This window comes from Sulfolobus tengchongensis, assembly GCF_036967215.1.
Taxonomy (GTDB): Archaea; Thermoproteota; Thermoprotei_A; order Sulfolobales; family Sulfolobaceae; genus Saccharolobus; species Saccharolobus tengchongensis_A.
Genome location: NZ_CP146016.1, coordinates 206,519 through 223,397, shown reverse-complemented (window position 1 = coordinate 223,397; position 16,879 = coordinate 206,519). Strand labels below are relative to the sequence as shown.

General features: G+C 34.0%; 18 protein-coding genes. 8 read left to right on the top strand and 10 right to left on the bottom strand.

All coding sequences use genetic code 11. The annotated features are described in order from the left end of the window. The first annotated feature begins 37 nt into the window (after positions 1-37). Positions 38-340, top strand: a complete 303-nt coding sequence (locus tag V6M85_RS01255) for a hypothetical protein (protein WP_338601986.1) — start codon at positions 38-40, stop codon at positions 338-340. On the opposite strand, the gene V6M85_RS01250 is transcribed toward V6M85_RS01255, so the two are convergent. Then, complete coding sequence (locus V6M85_RS01250; RefSeq protein ID WP_338601983.1) at positions 341-805, bottom strand: DUF2258 domain-containing protein; 465 nt, start codon at positions 803-805, stop codon at positions 341-343. It lies immediately after the preceding gene. A 34-nt stretch (positions 806-839) separates the two neighbouring features. After that, a complete protein-coding gene (locus V6M85_RS01245) occupies positions 840-1,568 on the bottom strand; it encodes a hypothetical protein (protein ID WP_338601980.1) in 729 nt (242 codons plus the stop codon). 133 nt (positions 1,569-1,701) lie between these two features. Here V6M85_RS01245 and acnA point away from each other — a divergent pair, with 133 nt between their 5' ends. The 3 genes from acnA to V6M85_RS01230 all read left to right on the top strand — a co-directional run bounded on the left by acnA (position 1,702) and on the right by V6M85_RS01230 (position 6,509). Further along, on the top strand, positions 1,702-4,269 hold the full coding sequence (acnA, locus tag V6M85_RS01240) for an aconitate hydratase AcnA (protein WP_338601977.1): 2,568 nt from the start codon (positions 1,702-1,704) through the stop codon (positions 4,267-4,269). Next, entirely contained in the window at positions 4,253-5,521 is a 1,269-nt protein-coding gene (locus V6M85_RS01235; RefSeq protein WP_338601975.1) for a DUF402 domain-containing protein, read from the top strand. The genes acnA and V6M85_RS01235 overlap by 17 nt, the downstream gene beginning before the upstream one ends. Before the next feature lie 436 nt (positions 5,522-5,957). After that, positions 5,958-6,509 (top strand): hypothetical protein, encoded by a 552-nt coding sequence (locus V6M85_RS01230; RefSeq protein WP_338601972.1) that lies wholly within the window; start codon positions 5,958-5,960, stop codon positions 6,507-6,509. Here the strand turns inward: V6M85_RS01230 and V6M85_RS01225 are convergent. The 3 genes from V6M85_RS01225 to V6M85_RS01215 are packed head-to-tail and all read right to left on the bottom strand — an operon-like array spanning position 6,496 to position 9,064. Further along, positions 6,496-7,641 (bottom strand): VWA domain-containing protein, encoded by a 1,146-nt coding sequence (locus V6M85_RS01225; protein WP_338601970.1) that lies wholly within the window; start codon positions 7,639-7,641, stop codon positions 6,496-6,498. The genes V6M85_RS01230 and V6M85_RS01225 overlap by 14 nt on opposite strands. 11 nt (positions 7,642-7,652) lie before the next feature. Next, complete coding sequence (locus V6M85_RS01220; RefSeq protein WP_338601968.1) at positions 7,653-8,462, bottom strand: metallophosphoesterase; 810 nt, start codon at positions 8,460-8,462, stop codon at positions 7,653-7,655. Beyond that, positions 8,459-9,064, bottom strand: a complete 606-nt coding sequence (locus V6M85_RS01215; protein WP_338601965.1) for an FHA domain-containing protein — start codon at positions 9,062-9,064, stop codon at positions 8,459-8,461. The genes V6M85_RS01220 and V6M85_RS01215 overlap by 4 nt, the downstream gene beginning before the upstream one ends. A gap of 54 nt (positions 9,065-9,118) precedes the next feature. Here V6M85_RS01215 and V6M85_RS01210 point away from each other — a divergent pair, with 54 nt between their 5' ends. Beyond that, entirely contained in the window at positions 9,119-10,189 is a 1,071-nt protein-coding gene (locus tag V6M85_RS01210; RefSeq protein WP_338601963.1) for a VWA domain-containing protein, read from the top strand. Continuing rightward, on the top strand, positions 10,186-11,118 hold the full coding sequence (locus V6M85_RS01205; RefSeq protein ID WP_338601960.1) for a tRNA (guanine-N1)-methyltransferase: 933 nt from the start codon (positions 10,186-10,188) through the stop codon (positions 11,116-11,118). Before V6M85_RS01210 ends, V6M85_RS01205 begins: the two co-directional genes overlap by 4 nt. Here V6M85_RS01205 and V6M85_RS01200 read toward each other — a convergent pair. Beyond that, positions 11,100-11,417: a hypothetical protein gene (locus V6M85_RS01200; protein ID WP_338601958.1), complete on the bottom strand. Its 318-nt coding sequence runs from the start codon at positions 11,415-11,417 to the stop codon at positions 11,100-11,102. The genes V6M85_RS01205 and V6M85_RS01200 overlap by 19 nt on opposite strands. Positions 11,418-11,455: 38 nt before the next feature. Here V6M85_RS01200 and V6M85_RS01195 point away from each other — a divergent pair, with 38 nt between their 5' ends. Then, positions 11,456-12,190, top strand: a complete 735-nt coding sequence (locus V6M85_RS01195) for a CoA-transferase subunit beta (protein WP_338601955.1) — start codon at positions 11,456-11,458, stop codon at positions 12,188-12,190. Here V6M85_RS01195 and V6M85_RS01190 read toward each other — a convergent pair. The 4 genes from V6M85_RS01190 to V6M85_RS01175 form a co-directional block, all read right to left on the bottom strand. Continuing rightward, positions 12,165-12,926 carry a CoA transferase subunit A gene (locus V6M85_RS01190; protein WP_338601953.1) on the bottom strand — a complete coding sequence of 254 codons (762 nt, stop codon included), beginning with the start codon at positions 12,924-12,926 and terminating at the stop codon, positions 12,165-12,167. The two genes, V6M85_RS01195 and V6M85_RS01190, sit on opposite strands and share 26 nt — an antisense overlap. A 38-nt stretch (positions 12,927-12,964) precedes the next feature. Continuing rightward, positions 12,965-13,468 carry a hypothetical protein gene (locus V6M85_RS01185; RefSeq protein ID WP_422398131.1) on the bottom strand — a complete coding sequence of 168 codons (504 nt, stop codon included), beginning with the start codon at positions 13,466-13,468 and terminating at the stop codon, positions 12,965-12,967. 109 nt (positions 13,469-13,577) lie between these two features. Continuing rightward, on the bottom strand, positions 13,578-13,952 hold the full coding sequence (locus V6M85_RS01180) for a CBS domain-containing protein (RefSeq protein ID WP_338601950.1): 375 nt from the start codon (positions 13,950-13,952) through the stop codon (positions 13,578-13,580). Between the two features lie 11 nt (positions 13,953-13,963). After that, positions 13,964-14,641, bottom strand: a complete 678-nt coding sequence (locus V6M85_RS01175) for a DsbA family protein (RefSeq protein ID WP_338601947.1) — start codon at positions 14,639-14,641, stop codon at positions 13,964-13,966. A gap of 275 nt (positions 14,642-14,916) precedes the next feature. On the opposite strand from V6M85_RS01175, the gene V6M85_RS01170 reads away from it, so the two are divergent. Beyond that, positions 14,917-16,815 carry an APC family permease gene (locus V6M85_RS01170; protein WP_338601944.1) on the top strand — a complete coding sequence of 633 codons (1,899 nt, stop codon included), beginning with the start codon at positions 14,917-14,919 and terminating at the stop codon, positions 16,813-16,815. Positions 16,816-16,879: the final 64 nt, after the last annotated feature.

Below are 16,879 nucleotides of genomic sequence, written 5' to 3'. Positions count from 1 at the left end.
CAAAGTTATAAGTTTGTTCATCTAAATTATCTTCAGTATGCTACCACTACCAGCATTGACTACCAGTGGAATAATATCACTCGTAATTGCATTTTTATTAGGATTGTTAATAGGGTTGTTAATTAGAAAGATAATACAGATAGGTCTCATAGTGCTTGCGATAGTTATAATATTAATTGCGGTAGGTTACATATCGCCACAAGACGTTATAAACTTCTTACATAGTCTATCAGCTAAGTTACCATATATTCTTTCAAATGCTGAAGGACTTAAATCTATAATTCCATATAGTTCATTAGCATTCATAATAGGGTTCATAATAGGGATAATAAAAGGATAATCACTTTAGAGCAGATAATATATCCTCTAATTTTTTCTTCAGCTCAGAAATCTCTTTTTTCAACTGCTCGTTTTCACTGATTAGACTCTTATATTTATCTGTACACTGATCTTCAGTAAGATATCTGATTATCCTAACATTAGTGAAAACTAACTTCTGTCTCTGTTCATCGTATTCTGCATCTACCATTATTCTTATAACATCTAGTTTACCTAGCTTCATTTCCTCTACAATTTTTGTATACAATTGCTTATTCAATTCACTTATATCTCTGATTATAACATCTTTTGGCGCTATTTTGCTGAAAGCTACTAAAGCGACTCTCCTCAGTTTATCCGCATATCTAGCAGCTATGATAAGACCAGTACTTAATTCGAACCTATTTTTTCCCAATGCTGATACTCTGCTAGTAGTTTGCTCATATTCTTCAGCTCTTTCTACATCACGGTTAATCTCTTCGCTCATCAATTATTATATTATTATTTTACAGTTAAAAACCTTATGATAGTTTAGCCTCGTTCCCTGAAGAGTCCTTCACTATAACTGTACCATCTTGATTGTATGTAACTTGTAATGGATTCTTGACTGATTGTAAAATTTTAGATGGTTTTACACATTCCATGTTAAATTCACGACATATGGCTTCAGCTACCTTATCAAGGCTCCAAAGAGATAATGCCTCTTTCATTCTTCTAACTAATATTATATCTGAGAATTCATTACATATTGATAATTTCAATTCTTCACATTTATCCTTAAGATCATTGATTCTTATTGGTATTTTGTTTAAATTCGTACACGATTTCCACTGTATTACATTTCTAAGAGCTCTAAAAGAATTGGAAAGAGCAGAAATTTCATCTTGTCTGAAGAAAGCGGAAACAGCTAAAGATAAAAAGGCAAAGATTGATCTTCGTATCCTTTCACAAGTGAAATTATTTAGATTAAATTTAACATTTCTTGGAAATTCTCCACATATAACATTAGAATCATAAAGTAAGTAATAACATAAGGGATCACCTTTCTCACAGAGGTCTATAAAATTGCTTTCAGAGAGTACTATTGGAGAATATCCTAGACTAGCTAATTCCAGTAATATGCTTTTATCATTAGTTATTGCAAATATATTAATGTCTGATACATTATCTACAAAATCATCTTGCCTAACATAAGATCCAAAATAAGCTAGTACTTTTGTTCTCTTGCAGATTTCTATGAATTGGCTCACAATTTAATATTACGAGAAAAACGTCTTTATACTTATGGAGTGACAATATTTTAATTATTTCGACGAAAATAACACTAGATACTACAATCATTTTATAAATTAATTTTTTTGCTCCAAGCTAACATGTTTATATATGCCAAGTAAATTTTCGTACAAAGGATCAGAAATATACTATTACCCATTAGAAGAATTGGAAGAAAAAGGTTATAAGATCAGTGACTTACCTTACTCAATAAAAATATTGGTAGAAAACGTATATAGAAACCTTGATGGCAATAAAATTACAGAGGAGGATCTTGAAAATATAGCAAAGTGGAAAGTTGGTCAAGAGTTAGCCTTTATGCCAACGAGAGTGGTGATGCAAGATTATACTGGAGTCCCATTATTAGTAGATCTTGCCTCAATGAGAAATAAAGTAATGGAATTGGGAAAAGATCCTAAAATAATAAACCCAGTAGTTCCTGCAGATTTGGTTATAGATCATTCAGTACAAGTTGACTATTATGGAACAGTTTATTCATTGGAATTCAATATGAAAAAGGAATTCGAGAGAAATTCTGAAAGGTACCAATTCTTAAAATGGGCTCAAGGAGCATTCAGAAATCTGAGAATAGTTCCTCCAGGTAAGGGAATAATACATCAAGTTAATTTAGAGTACTTGAGTACCGTAGTAGCTAAATCTGAAGTAAAGGGTTTACTAACTGCGTATCCAGAAGTAATAATTGGAACCGATTCCCACACCACAATGATTGAAGGTTTAGGGATATTAGGATGGGGAGTAGGAGGATTAGAAGCTGAGGCAGTACTTTTAGGAGAGCCTTACTATCTCAATGTACCAGAAGTTATTGGCGTAAGGTTAACTGGCGAAATACAAGAAGGAGTAACACCGACAGATGTGGTACTTTACATAACCGAGCTATTAAGGAAAAAGAACGTAGTAGGGAAATTTGTGGAATTCTTCGGATCATCATTATCCCTATTATCAGTACCAGATAGGGCAACAATAGCAAACATGGCTCCAGAATATGGTGCTACTGCAGCATATTTCCCAATTGATGATGTTACGGTAAGTTATCTTACGCTTACGAACAGAGATGGAGAATTCGTTAAAAAATACGCAGAGTTACAAGGTTTATTTTACGACGATTCTAGGAAAATAAGATACAGTGACGTAGTAGAAGTTGACTTAAGTAAAATTGAACCGTCAATAGCAGGACCAAGAAATCCAGATGAAAGAATAAGTCTAAAAGATGTAAAAAGTAAATTAAAGAAGGAAAGTAAAAAGAAAGGCAAATATATTGAGGACAATGCCATTGTACTAGCCGCAATTACAAGCTGTACAAATACATCTAATCCAACTGTGATGCTAGGAGCTGGAATATTAGCTAAAAAGGCCGTGGAATTAGGATTAAGAGTTCCTCCCTACGTTAAAACAAGTACTGCGCCAGGATCACCAGTTGTCTCAGACTATTTAAAGGAAACTGGATTGTTACCATATCTAGAAGCTTTAGGTTTCCACATAGTAGGTTTTGGATGTACAACATGCATTGGTAACGCTGGGCCATTACCTAAACATATTGAGGAAGATATTAAGGGAAACAACATTGAGGCGTATGCAGTAATAAGCGGGAACAGAAACTTCGAAGGAAGAATAAACCCATTACTAAAAGGAACTTTCTTAGCTTCTCCTATTTTAGTAGTAGCCTATGCGCTTGCGGGAAGAATTGACATTGACTTCTATAATGAACCATTAGGGTACGATCCAAATGGAAAACCGGTTTATTTAAGAGATATATGGCCATCATTAAAGGAGATAAAGGCATATATGAATCTTGCATTAAAGCCGGAATTATATAAGAAGAATTCGAATATCTTTGAAGGTAATGAATTATGGAATTCTCTTAAGACACCTCAAGGAGACGTATACAACTGGGATGAGAGATCCACATATATAAGACTACCACCATGGTATACTGAGGAAAAACAAGAGGAATTGAAAGATATAATGAATGCGAGAATTTTACTTCTATTAGGGGATAAGATAACAACTGATCATATCTCTCCTGCTGGTCCAATAACACCAGATTCTCCTGCAGGATTGTATTTAAAACAATTTGGAGTTACAGATCTAAACACGTATGGAGCTAGAAGAGGAAATCATGAGGTCATGTTAAGGGGAGGATTCTTTAATCCCAAATTGAAGAATCTTCTAGTTGAAAAAGAAGGTGGGTACACTATACACTTTCCAGACAAAAAAATAGTGAGCGTATACGAGGCTGCAATGCAATATAAGAAGGAAGGAGTTCCATTAGTGATAGTAGCTGGAAAACAATATGGCAGTGGTAGTTCTAGGGATTGGGCAGCAAAAGTAACCAAATTGTTAGGAGTGAAAGCTGTATTAGCCGAGAGCTTTGAAAGAATCCACAGAAGTAACCTAGTAGCGATGGGAGTAATCCCTATAGAAATCCAAGATTGGAGAAGTTTAGGAGTAAAAGGTGACGAAACCGTTAATATCTATGGTATTCAGGATCTTAAACCCAAGAAGGAATTGACGATAGAATTCGTAAAGCCCAATGGAGAGAAAATAGTTACTAAAGGCCTTGCTAGGATAGATAACAATGTGGAACTAACATATGTCAAAGAAGGAGGAATATTAAATTACGTGCTTAAGAAATTCTTAGAACATGAAAGGAAAAGTTAGAATAAGAGGAATTTACGCTACTGCATTAACGTTAATTTTTTCTTCCTTATCTTATGAGATAGTACAACAGTCAATTCAGATAGCAGAAAGATTTATGCAAGAAGTCAAAAATGTTCCTGCTGATATTACAATAAAAGATTACGAAGAAGATAGAGGAAAATTAATCATAATGGGAAATGGAGTTAATCATGATGATCTATTAAATATTTTCAAATATTCGTCTATATTGAGAAGTCCAGTTAAGCTATATTCAGTAATAGATGTAGATGAAAACTGTACTTACATGAATTTCAAGGTAGAGCCTTGTATAAGAGAAGGATTAGTTATAAAACCGCCCTATGATGGTAAGATAATAGTAAGTGAAGTAAAAGCTGTGAGTAAATATGCAATGCTCTGGAGAGGAAAGGGAATAACGACTTTTTCAGAGTATATAAAGGATGAATATGATAAGCTGAGATTATTAGCTTTAAGTAAGCCATTAAATAGAAAAGGATATAACGTTAAGTGGAGAAGTAATGCTAAATACGCAACTCTAGATGAGCTGAAGGAAGATCTAGAGAAGTTATTATTAAAGTTCGAAAATAGGGATTTTAAGGAACAAGGAGAGGATTTCTATTTAATAACCCTATCATTACCAGATAAGTTATATCTAGATGAAGTTAGGAGAGAAGTTATAAACACTATAAACTTTCATCATATGCTAAAACTAAGTTATAACAAGGAGGTTGATTTAGTTGAAGATCGTAATGAAAAACCAATAAAACTCCTAGAAGATTTAATTATGGATTTTATGAGTATAGAGCATGTTAAAGTTGATGGAAGAACCATTCACTTAAAGGGAGGTAAAGTGATAGAAAAACAGGTTAGTGAGGGCGGATATAGAATTTTACTGAGACGTGAATTAAGTGGAAATGGAGTCCTAGATGGTATAGGAAAAACTATAGAAGATGGGGATTACGACATAGTAGAATATAATTCTGATAAATGGTACCAGATCCACAAATATTATAATATAAACAACTCCCTTAAAGGAATCTACATCAATATTTCAACGCCACCAGAGTTATTAAGGGGAAAGATAAGATACTTGGATCTGGAAATAGACATTGCTATCAAAGACTCTGAAGTATTAGTGCTAGATGAGGATGAGTTCCATAAAAAGAGTGCTTATATGCCACCTTCTCTGATTAATAAAACTAAAGAGATAGTTAGCTATTTGATAGAGCAGATTAAGCAGAATAAGCTACTTTAATTACATTAAGCCGATACTATAAAAATAAAAAGGGAGCATCTAGTAACATTCCATTATACCTAAGCGCAAGTTATTAGGAAAAACGACTAACTGTTTCATTTTGTACTAGAACGCTAATTTCTTTCATTAATCAAGAAGCTATCTATTTAACTACATATTCCTAACTTACTTAGACAACTTATGCAACCCTTTAATTTAAGGTATTAGGGAAATTTTTCCATTAACTCCTATTACTTACTTAAGTTTCGTAAAGGTCTTTTCTAAAGGCATATCTAAAATAGAACAAAAGTTAAAAAGTTCTATAAGTTAACTGCCGTTGTAGATTAAAAACTATTCAATTTACCAGGAAAATATATAATGATAAATTAGGTTTTTGTTCAAAACTATCAACGTTAAATAAGAAATAATTAAATATTACCGAATAGAGAGTATTCATATGAAACTTAATGGAATTGATATATCATCACTAATCACAACCCAGACTAATTATATAATAACTAAATATGAGTTCATAGAGTCATTAGCAGATGAATTTCCAGCTTATCTCTCATTAGATATAAATAACAATATTTTGCGTGAGTTAATAATATTTAGTGTTCCAAGATTTAGTTTCAATTTTTATCCTAATTATAAATATACCATAAGAATAGAAAAAAATAATGAAACATTATATTCACTTAAAGGGAGTGAAAAAATTCTGATTGCCTTAAAGGCTTTTAAGAAATCCTTCAAAGACCTAAACGTACTAATGGCTAGACTATACTTTCTAGGATTAAAAGACGATAAACCTTATAGGATGTTAATTTTTAACGATATTCCAGTTATAGCATCTAATAGAAATGATTTAATTAACCAGTTAATAGAGTACTTAAAAGAAATTTACAATATTACAGTAACTAACCTACCCACAGTTATTGACGGCGTAGAGTATAAAGAAAAGAGTAGTGCAAAGATCTTAGATGTAGATTATGCTATTACCCTTCCCTAAGTTTCCTAGTGACCTCACTAGTAACTTCTTTAGACAATCTCTTAGTTTGTTCCACGGTACCAATTCTTTTAGTAGTTTCTAAGCCTTGTGACAACCTTCTAGTAGTTTCAATAAAATCTATTCGCCTAGTTTGTTGAGCTATTTCGTTTAACTGACTTAAAGTCTTCGTAGCTTCAACCAGCTGTTCTGCTTGAACTTGCTTAGCGTACTTGTCTAACAACTCATAGTATCTGTATTCACTAATCAAGTCAGTGTTTATACCCGATGTAAACGTATTCTGATCCGGAGCCTTCTTTATTTGAACTACTTGTAATAACGCCTCTTGCTTATTGGTGACAGGATCTTCATAATTTACCTTCACAGTTAAAAAGTTCCCTTCATAATTTGCAGGTAATATTGTCTCGCCAAATATTTTTACAACGTTTTCAATCCCATTTACCTTTACTGGGGACGAGGAATAATTTAAGAGTTTGATACTACCTTCTGACACTATATCAACAGTAACGTTCTTAGCAGCTATTTGCGTTACTGCTTTCTGGGGTAATTTCTGAGGTATTTCATTAGCATCTGAAATATGATACATCACACCTGCAGTTTTATCGCTAATATTCTGTAACAATTGCTCATTATAATCATCCCCTATTCCAAACGAATACACCTGCATTTTTTCATAGTAGGGAATCTTCAGATAATTCTCCATATTAGTCTCGTCTGTTGGATTTCCATCAGTTAGTAGTAATAAATATGTAGGTACCTGATACTTCTTAGCTAAATTATTCGCAGTTAAAATCGCCGTATAAAGTGCTGTTTGCCCGCCAGCTACTATTTGCATTATTTCATTAGATAGATCTAGAGGATCTACAAACTCTTTAATGGTCTTAACTTCTGATGAGAACGTGATAAAGGAAACCTTATTACCCTTAGGAATACGTTTAAATAACTCTATTGCGCCTTGTTTGGCTAATTCTATTTTGTAACCGGACATCGATCCACTAGTATCTAAAGCAATTATGTAATGGAAGCCGGTAGCAGAACCCAACTTCTCTGGTACCAATAATACCTTAAAGATATATCTAACATCTGCATTATATGAATATTTATGACTTGTATCTACTCTTAACGAGAGAGTCATTTTCCCACCACCTAAACATAGATATAATCAAAACTACCATCTTTTTTCATAACTAAAACACCAGCTCTCATGTTATGATATCTACTAGAAAAAACTGTAATTACTTTACCATTCATATCAATCCTAAATCCATCTGCTACTTCATGACCCCTTATTATCCCTTTCAAAGAATTGCTTTCTAGAAAATTATTGACAATACGTTCACCAAAGAAATATATACCTTCTCCTCTCGTACTGGGTAAGAAGTCTGGATCTTCTAGTCCTTCTCTAGGATCGTTCCACAATAATTGGAAAGCTAACGGATCGTCTGGATTAACATCTGGCCTAGGTAATTTTCTTATCTCTTCTACTTTTTCCAAACCAATGGCTAAACCGCCATGAACGCAAAAGTAATCATTAACTACAACTGCATAAGGCATATAAGAAAAGAGGTCCACAAACATACTATAATTTTCCTCTCCTAATTTCTCTGCAATCTCTTTTTTAAAACCATAATATTCATTAGCTATTGGACTCTCATGGTTTCCTCTTAAAATAATGTACTTGTTGGGATTCTCTATCATTTTACGTAAAATCAATAGCAAGTTACCTAATTGATCTTCTCCTCTATCTACATAGTCGCCTAAAAATACAACTAGATCAGCTTTTTCAGCAAAATCAGAAATGACCTTACTACTCACATCTATTGCTCCGTGCGTATCCCCAACGAAAATCACAGTACCATCTACTTTTATCTCTCCCACAAAAGGGGAATCAAACTTTGATTTTAAAACCTCAAGTGCATTATTTACAATATTCTTAACTTCCTCTAAATTCATCATTCTCCCACAATTCTCACTACAGTGTTGTTACCCAGTTTTATGATGGAATTAACTTGGATCTTTATTTTTCCCTTAACTGGCTGAAATACCTTTCCGTCATACACATAGGTACCATTAGTACTATTAAGATCTTCTAGATATAATTCCCCATTTTCTAAGCTTATAACTGCGTGCCTCCTTGATACTTCAGGATCTGGAATAACTACCACGTTCTCTGGACTCCTACCTATCGAAATAGAAGGAAATATATCGAAATCTAGTGGTAATTTTGTCTTATTAAAAGCCGGATTAGGAGTATTTATAAACATAAGATAGTACTTGTTTGCCGTAGTTGCTACCGGTTGTGAGACTACTGATTGAGACATGAGTTGTTGTTCTGGTTGTTGAACAGGTGCTTGTTCTGTATTGACTTGTTGAGGTTCCAATACTGGTTGTTGCTGAACTGGCTGCTCTGAAGACTGTGATACTGGTTGCTGTTCAACGGTCTGCTGAACTGCAGGTGCTTGTTCTGCTGATTGTTCTGTTCTTTTAGCACCGCATTTAATACAGAATAGAGTATCATCTGTATTCTCATATCCACAAACGGTGCATTTCCATGTCATGTTTGTATAAAATGTGTCATAGTACTTAAAAATTTCTACTATAATATCTTAAGCATGACTATCATATTAAACGTAAAACAAACTCATAATTACGTTTACTCTGACAAACCAACTGAGGTAGGCTTCGTTATATATATTACTCCTCACCAAAACGCCGTAGTTAGCAATATACACTACATCATAATGATCGACAATAGCCCATCAATGCAGGGAGAGAAGCTTAATACCGCAGTACAATCAGCCCAAAAGCTTTTATCTACTTTGCCTTCCGGGAACTATGTTACAATAATTTTATTCTCTAATCATCCAGAGGTAAAGTATCAAGGACCTAGCGGAGCGCTCATAAACTTTGAAGTTGGGAAAGGATATACGACTAGACTTCATGAGGCAATTAATTTTGCACTTAACTTAGCTAAGCAATCGCAGGTTCCTACAAAAATAATAATGCTAACGGATGGTAAACCTACAGATAAAAGAAACGTTAAAGATTATGAAAAGCTTGAAGTCCCGCAAAATACTCAGATAATCACAATTGGAATAGGAAGGGATTACAATGAAAATATACTTAAAAAGTTAGCAGACAAGTCAGCTGGGAAATTTTATCACATAGAAAATATTTCTGAATTACAAGATATTTTTGAAAATCAACGATCTATCTCAACATACGCTACAAATTTACAATTGACAGTTCCCCAAGGCTTTATACCATTTAATTATGATCTCCCAATAAGAATACCTATAGTGGATAAGTTAACCCCTGTTTACGGTGTTCTCACAATACCTCCTGGTAATAGTCCATTCACAATTACGTTTACTGCAGACTACATTGATCCCGTAGATAATCAAAGAAAAACTTCATCTAAAGCTATAATATTACAAAGATCTACTTCTCAAGTTGCAGAAAGTCACATTGATAAGGACGTTCTACTTGAAATAAAATATTATAGACTACTGAGAGAATATTCAGAGGCGTTATACAGAGGAAATGACACTACTAAGATTCTTAACGAGCTCAAAAAAGTAGCTGAGGAAACTAAAAGAAAAGAACTAATAGAAGAGACAAGGAAACTAGGTTCTGATAAAAAGAGTGATTTATCAGAAGTAACAAGAAAGATGCGACAATGATATTAGGCAAAATATTCGCAAAATATCTGAAGGACAACTTCGGAGTTGAGTCGTTAAAACTGACTACCTTGAGAAAATTCTTTAGAACGGGCTATCTACAATCAATTGCAATAAACAGCATAATATATGATTATGGTATAGTTGAAAGGGAAGATTATGGGAGAGTTGTAGCTAACGAAAATGAAATAAAGGTGCTAAAGGGTAATGGTACTGAAAAAACAAATTACGTTGTATTAAAAAATGGAAAAATAAGAGTACCTAATGAAATTATTCCGTCCGAACCACAATTTATAATAGATTTAGGATTATCAAATGTATTAACTGATGAGGAGAAAACGAGCTTAAGAGAACAACTTCAATTGACAGTAAAGGCTATTAGAGAATATTTATGCGATTACAATCTAAAGTTCGCTCATGTATACTACTCTTTAAAGCTAGAAGGAAAGAACAAAGTAGAAACTATTGATCATATACCTAAGGAAAGGGCTATAGTCTTAAATCCCTATGGAGACGTAGTTGCTAATGAAGAAATAATAAGGGGTTCTAGATTCTTCATAATAGGCGGAATAGTAGATAAGGGAAGAAGACTCACAAATGCTACCTCTGAGCTGGCTAGAAGATATGACTATCTAGATTTACCACAAGTCAAGATTACATTAAGGGATTCAGTAGTAGGTGTGCCAGATAGGATAAATAAAATAGTAGAAATACTATTAAAGGTTATAAATGGACTTAGATTAGAAGAGGCAATAATATCATCACAGTCTAATGCAGATAAAGTAAATAGGTTGGTCAGAGAGCTAAACAGATTAGAAAAAATTGATCAAGAGAGTATTAGTAATTTAAAAAATTGGTTAAAAGTTAACGATAAGTTATTCAATCTAGCATTAAAGAAAAGCAAATTTAAGGATCAATCAAACTCTTCTTGAATCTTCTTCCTTCCTTCAATCAGCTTCCTGGGAAACGGTATCTCCTTAACCTCTTCTATTTTAATTCCGCTACTTCTGAGCTCCTCTATAGCCTTTTTCAAATCTTCCTCATGTGTAGCATATTTCACAGCTTCTTTTACCTTATTTAGACTTGGATCATCCGTTCTGAATCTTTCAGCACTTACACTTACCCAATTATTGTTATTTCTATATATAAAGACTACATCTTGAAAATATCCTTGAATTACATGTTCAACTCCAGCTACATAATAATCATTTACTCTGTAAACCTTTGTCATCAATATTTTTAATATCGTGTGGGAACTTAAAATTATTTATGAAAGGCTATAGCATAGATTACGTAATAAAAGCCATATCAACTTTGTTGGAAGATGGTGAATTAGTGTATGTTGGGTTAAATTCAATTCCAGCTTTAATAGGAACGTTTATGGCTAGGGATCTTTACGGAAAAAAGATAAGAATTTTAGGTGTTGCAGAAGCGTCAAATCCCGTTAAAGTTAAGCTATCTCCATCAACTGGAGATCCATTCTTCGTTGAGTCATCTCCAGTGATGATAACTGCGGATTCATTTGACTTAGCACAAAAAGGGAAACTTGATGTAATGTTTTTAGGCCCAGCTCAGATAGATGAAGAGACTAATGTTAACTTAACTGCAATAGGGAGTTATGAAAATCCAAAAGTTAAATTGCCTGGCGGTGCTGCGACTGCATTCATATTACCTCTAGTGAGAAAAGCCATCTTATGGAACTTAAGGCACTCTAAAAAATCGTTAGTGAAAAAGGTAGATTTTATTAGTGGAACGGCTAAATTCTCAAACAATAAGGTATTTTTAGTTACAAATTTAGGAATACTGAGTTACGATAGAGGGAATAGGAAATGGTACATAGATGCCGTATATCCTTTCAGTTCATATAATCAAATAGTTGAAAATACAGAATTTCAAGTAGATAGAAAAGACAGTGAAAGAGTAATAGAATTGACAGATGAAGATGTGAAGTTTATAAATAGCATAGATCCTTATAAACTCAGAAGTGTTCTAGAAACTCAATAATTTTCTCGTAATCCGCATCATAAAGTGGAAACATGCTAGTGGGCTCTGCACCTCTTGGCGTATGAACAACTGCAGTAACATATTCCCCATTTATAGTTGGCCTTTTCCCATAAAAGTAAGACTTAGCTACAATCTCCTCTGCTGTTATAATAACCTTCCTAGATGCTTTAGCCTTATATTCATCTTCATATAATGGCCCAAGAATTTCGGCATTCCCTTCCTCATCCGCCCTATTTACGTGGATTACGGCAACGTCTGGGTTAATGGCTTTAACCAGAACTACCTTTTCTCCATTGAAAGGATCTTCTATAACTTTCCATGTGCCTTCTCTCTCATGAATTCTTATTAGATCAGAGCCGATTATACCTTTTACTGGCATAAACGGTACACCGAAGCTTCCAGCTCTTATGCCTGCAATAAATGCACCACACGTATCTTCTAAAACTTCAACCTCTCCATTTTCAATCATTTTTCTGAAATAGACCGGAATGCCTGAGAACCACTCTAAGGTAGACATAGCTACTCTCAGTTTTCTTATCATGCCGTACTTCAGTAAGACTTCTAGTCCAAAGCCTGGTTCTCTATCTATGAAGTATAAATTACGTACCCCTTCTCTCACTAATGCGTATATAAATGCCATGGGATTCCTATGTATACTTATACCACTTATTGTTATAGAGTCCCCATCTCTTACTAATTTCACAGCTTCTTCCATACTAACAAGTTTATTATCCATAGTTATAATTTACAATTCGGAGATATATAATCTTTAATTTACTTAATTTTCATTCCTTCAACTATCCAGAAACCTTCTTTCTCCTTAACCATTACTATTTTAAATTTACTCGACAACTTTTTTAAACCATCTAAGGGATCGGCACCACCAAATAACTTATCTCGTAAAACTAAATACACTCTCGAACCCTTTTTTACAACTCTATGTACCTCTCTAATAATATCAAGGTCAAAGATCTCAAAAATTATTGAGGAATCAAATGAGGAATCCCTAAAAGGAAACGGATAAGTAAATATTACATCTCTAAATGATATTCCAGAACTATAACTAAAGGTTCCTAGATAAATAGCTCCACGTTTATATAAAGGCAATTCAAGGGGAATTACATTGGCCATTTTATTATTATCTATAAGAAAATCGACATAATTCTTTAAAAACAGAATTTCGCCTTGAAGGAAGTTCCTTCCTATTAGGACATCTAACCTAGGTATATCAGATAGTTTCCCATAGGCTAATGTTATTACTTCCTTAGTTCCGTCCATGATTTCTAATTTTGTTGCACTGTTAAGATTTGCGAGCTCTCCCTCATTGTTAAGCAGATACCCTATCTTCACATTAGTATCATTTATGAATGCAGATTAATATTTTTAGTTAACCATAAACTCTATGTACATCAGTTATTGCGAACATTCCTATAATATTTCCATTCTTATCCTTAACTGGTAAATGCCTTATCTTATTAGATGCCATTATTTTCAGAGCTTCAAAAACGTCAGTATTCTCGTCAACAACTACTAAATTTCCCATGGTTGAAGCTAGTCTAACTTCATCAGTGGAACTTAAACCCATTGCAATAGCCTTAACAGCATCTCTGTCGGTAAATATACCTTTAGGAGTACCTTGCTCTGTTACTATTACAGAACCTACTCCCCTTTCTAACATTAATTTACAAACTTCTTGGAGCGAGGTATTAGCTTCGACTTGAAAAACAGGAGTTGTCATAAAGTCCTTTATAGGTTTATACATGTATAAAATTTTTAAGTAGCTTCCCAATAAGCTTTTAGTTTCACTTTCTTTGGTTCTCCTCCATTAGTTAAAAGATCCTCTATCACTGACCTAATGAAATCTTCCTCTTGAACCCCTCTTATAAGCCAATAATCGTTAACTAAAAGAGCTGGAACTCCCCTAATTCCCATTGCATGAGCTTCAGCCTCGTCCTCATAAACCGACATTCTAACTCTTTTAGATTTAAAATCAGCCTTAAATCTTTCCACATCTAAACCTATTTCTTTCGCAATCTGAATTAAGACCTCGTCATCATTAACATTCTCGCCCTCTAAAAAGAACTTCTCTTGAGCTTTATCAAAGTAAGCCCAGTATCCTTCATCACCTTTTTGATATTCAGCAGCCTTACAAGCCATTAATGGAGGAAGGGACCAAACCCAAGTAATTTTACCCTTATTTATTATTTTTTCTGGATCATAATCTGGATAATACCTCTTAATAATAGAGAACTCCTGCTTGAAGATCTCTCTCGCTTCCTCTTCTGTTGGTGCAGCGGCTTTCAGATCCTCTAAGGAGGATATTATCATAAATGCTTTATGTTTAACTACAACGTCATCCTTAAACTCACTTACCACCTTTCTTAATCTCCTTGAGGTGACAAAGCAAAACGGGCATAGTACATCGTGAAAGAACGTTATTTTTACAACCATTTCGTGTCACCTTTTTGCCAGAATTAGGTTAGTCCTAGGGAGTTATTAAAACTTTATGTTATCGTCATCATTCATACAATAATATTATATATTTATGATATTAATTTAAATATATTTATTACGTTAATCAATTATAATATGTAATTTAGAACTATATTATTGTAAAAGGTAACGTTTATACTATAAAAAGTTATAATAAATCTGTGACCATATTTAGATTAAAAATAATTAGTAAACGATAAAGATTTAAAAAGATTTGTACGGAAGGTATATATATGACAGAGCAAGGTAAAGTTTCGACGGAACATCCGGATAAATTATTAAGAAAGGAACTAACCCTATTAGACTTAACGTTTTTAGGTCTAGGAGCGATAATAGGGTCTGGTTGGCTATTTGCAGCGTTAGATGCTGCAGCTTACGCAGGCCCATCTGCGGTATTAGCGTGGATTATAGGAGGAATCTTCATAATTTTCATAGGCTTAGCTTATGCTGAATTAGGAAGTGCTATACCTAAAACAGGAGGAATCGTTAGATATCCTCATTATACTCACGGAAGTTATACTGGCTATATTCTAGGATTTTTATATTTATTATCTGCAATGACAGTACCTGCAATTGAAGCTGAAGCTGCAATAACATACATTACAACTATTAGCCCATCTTTAAGTAGCTTACTGACTGCTACAGTTTCTGGCGTAACAATATTGACTCTTCCCGGTGTTGGATTAGCTACTCTGTTGTTAATAGTGTTCTTCTTTATAAATTATTTCGGAATAAAGGTTCTAGGAAAGACGAATACTGGAATAACGTTCTGGAAACTTATATTGCCAACTATTACTTTCCTTTTACTATTAATAGCTTTTAATGCGAAAAATTTCTCCTCTTATGGCGGTCTATTTCCATCTCAAGTAGCTGGAGCGTCCTCTGGAATTGTAGGGGCATCAGCTATGCTTTATGCAATACCAAGTACTGGAATAGTTTTTGCATATTTAGGATTTAGACAACCAGTGGAATATGCTGGAGAGGCTAAAAATCCTCAACGAGATGTAGCTAGAGCAATAATCTTGTCTCTTCTCATAGCTATTGTAATTTACACAATGCTTCAAGTTTCGTTCATAGGCGCAATAAATTGGCAGGCCGCAAATATAACCCCAGGCAATTGGAGCGGATTACTATCGAGTCCATGGTCTCATGGACCGTTTTACGATGAAATAAATGCCATGGGTAAATCGTTAGGTTTAGCTGGTCTAATATATTGGGGTTATTTATTACTCATAGATGCAGTAGTATCACCTAGTGGTACGGGGTTAATTTACATTGGAACAACAACAAGAACGTTTTATGGCATATCCACAGATGGCTATTTCCCACAACTATTTCAGAAATTAAATAAGCACAGAATACCTATATGGTCGCTAATTGCTGCATTAATATTAGGCTTTATATTCTTACTTCCATTCCCGAGCTGGTACTTATTAGTGGGATTTATTTCATCTGCAACTGTCTTTACATACATAATGGGAGGAATTGGACTACAGACTCTAAGAAGGACTGCACCAGATTTAAAGAGAAAGATAAAGATAAGTGGTGCTAGTGTAATTGCACCAATAGCAACTATTGCGGCAATATTAATAGTTTATTGGTCTGGGTTTACTACACTATATTACGTATTAACAGCGTTATTTGTAGGAGTTCCAATATTCTGGATGTATTATGCCGTAAGAGAATTGAAAATGAATTTAGCTGCGGGAATTTCATTAGGAATTGCCCAGTTATTAGCTAATATAGGAATAGCCTATTTCGGTTATGTTAACATAATCGCCGCACCTTCGACTACTCCTTTAAGTGACCTAGTTACGAGCTTCATCTTATATTTCCTAGGATTCTTAGCAATGTTAGTAGTGCCAACCATAATTGGCTATGTTATGGTGAATGAAAAGGGCAAACAATACATAGGAAGTGGCTTCTGGTTAATAGGTTTAATATTGACAATTTATATAGTAAGCTTCTTCGGAGGCTTTGGACCATTAGGATCAGCAGCTCCGATACCGTTTCCATGGGATACCATAGTTGCAGCAGTAATAGCAATTGCCTTCCATTATGCCGCAGTTTATAGTGGTTTCAGAACCGATGAAATAGAACACATAATCAAAGATCAGTTGGAAGAGGGGTAAATATTTTCTTTTCGAACAAATTAAATTTTTTCAATCCTCTTTTTAAGTATAAGCTTTTTTAGTC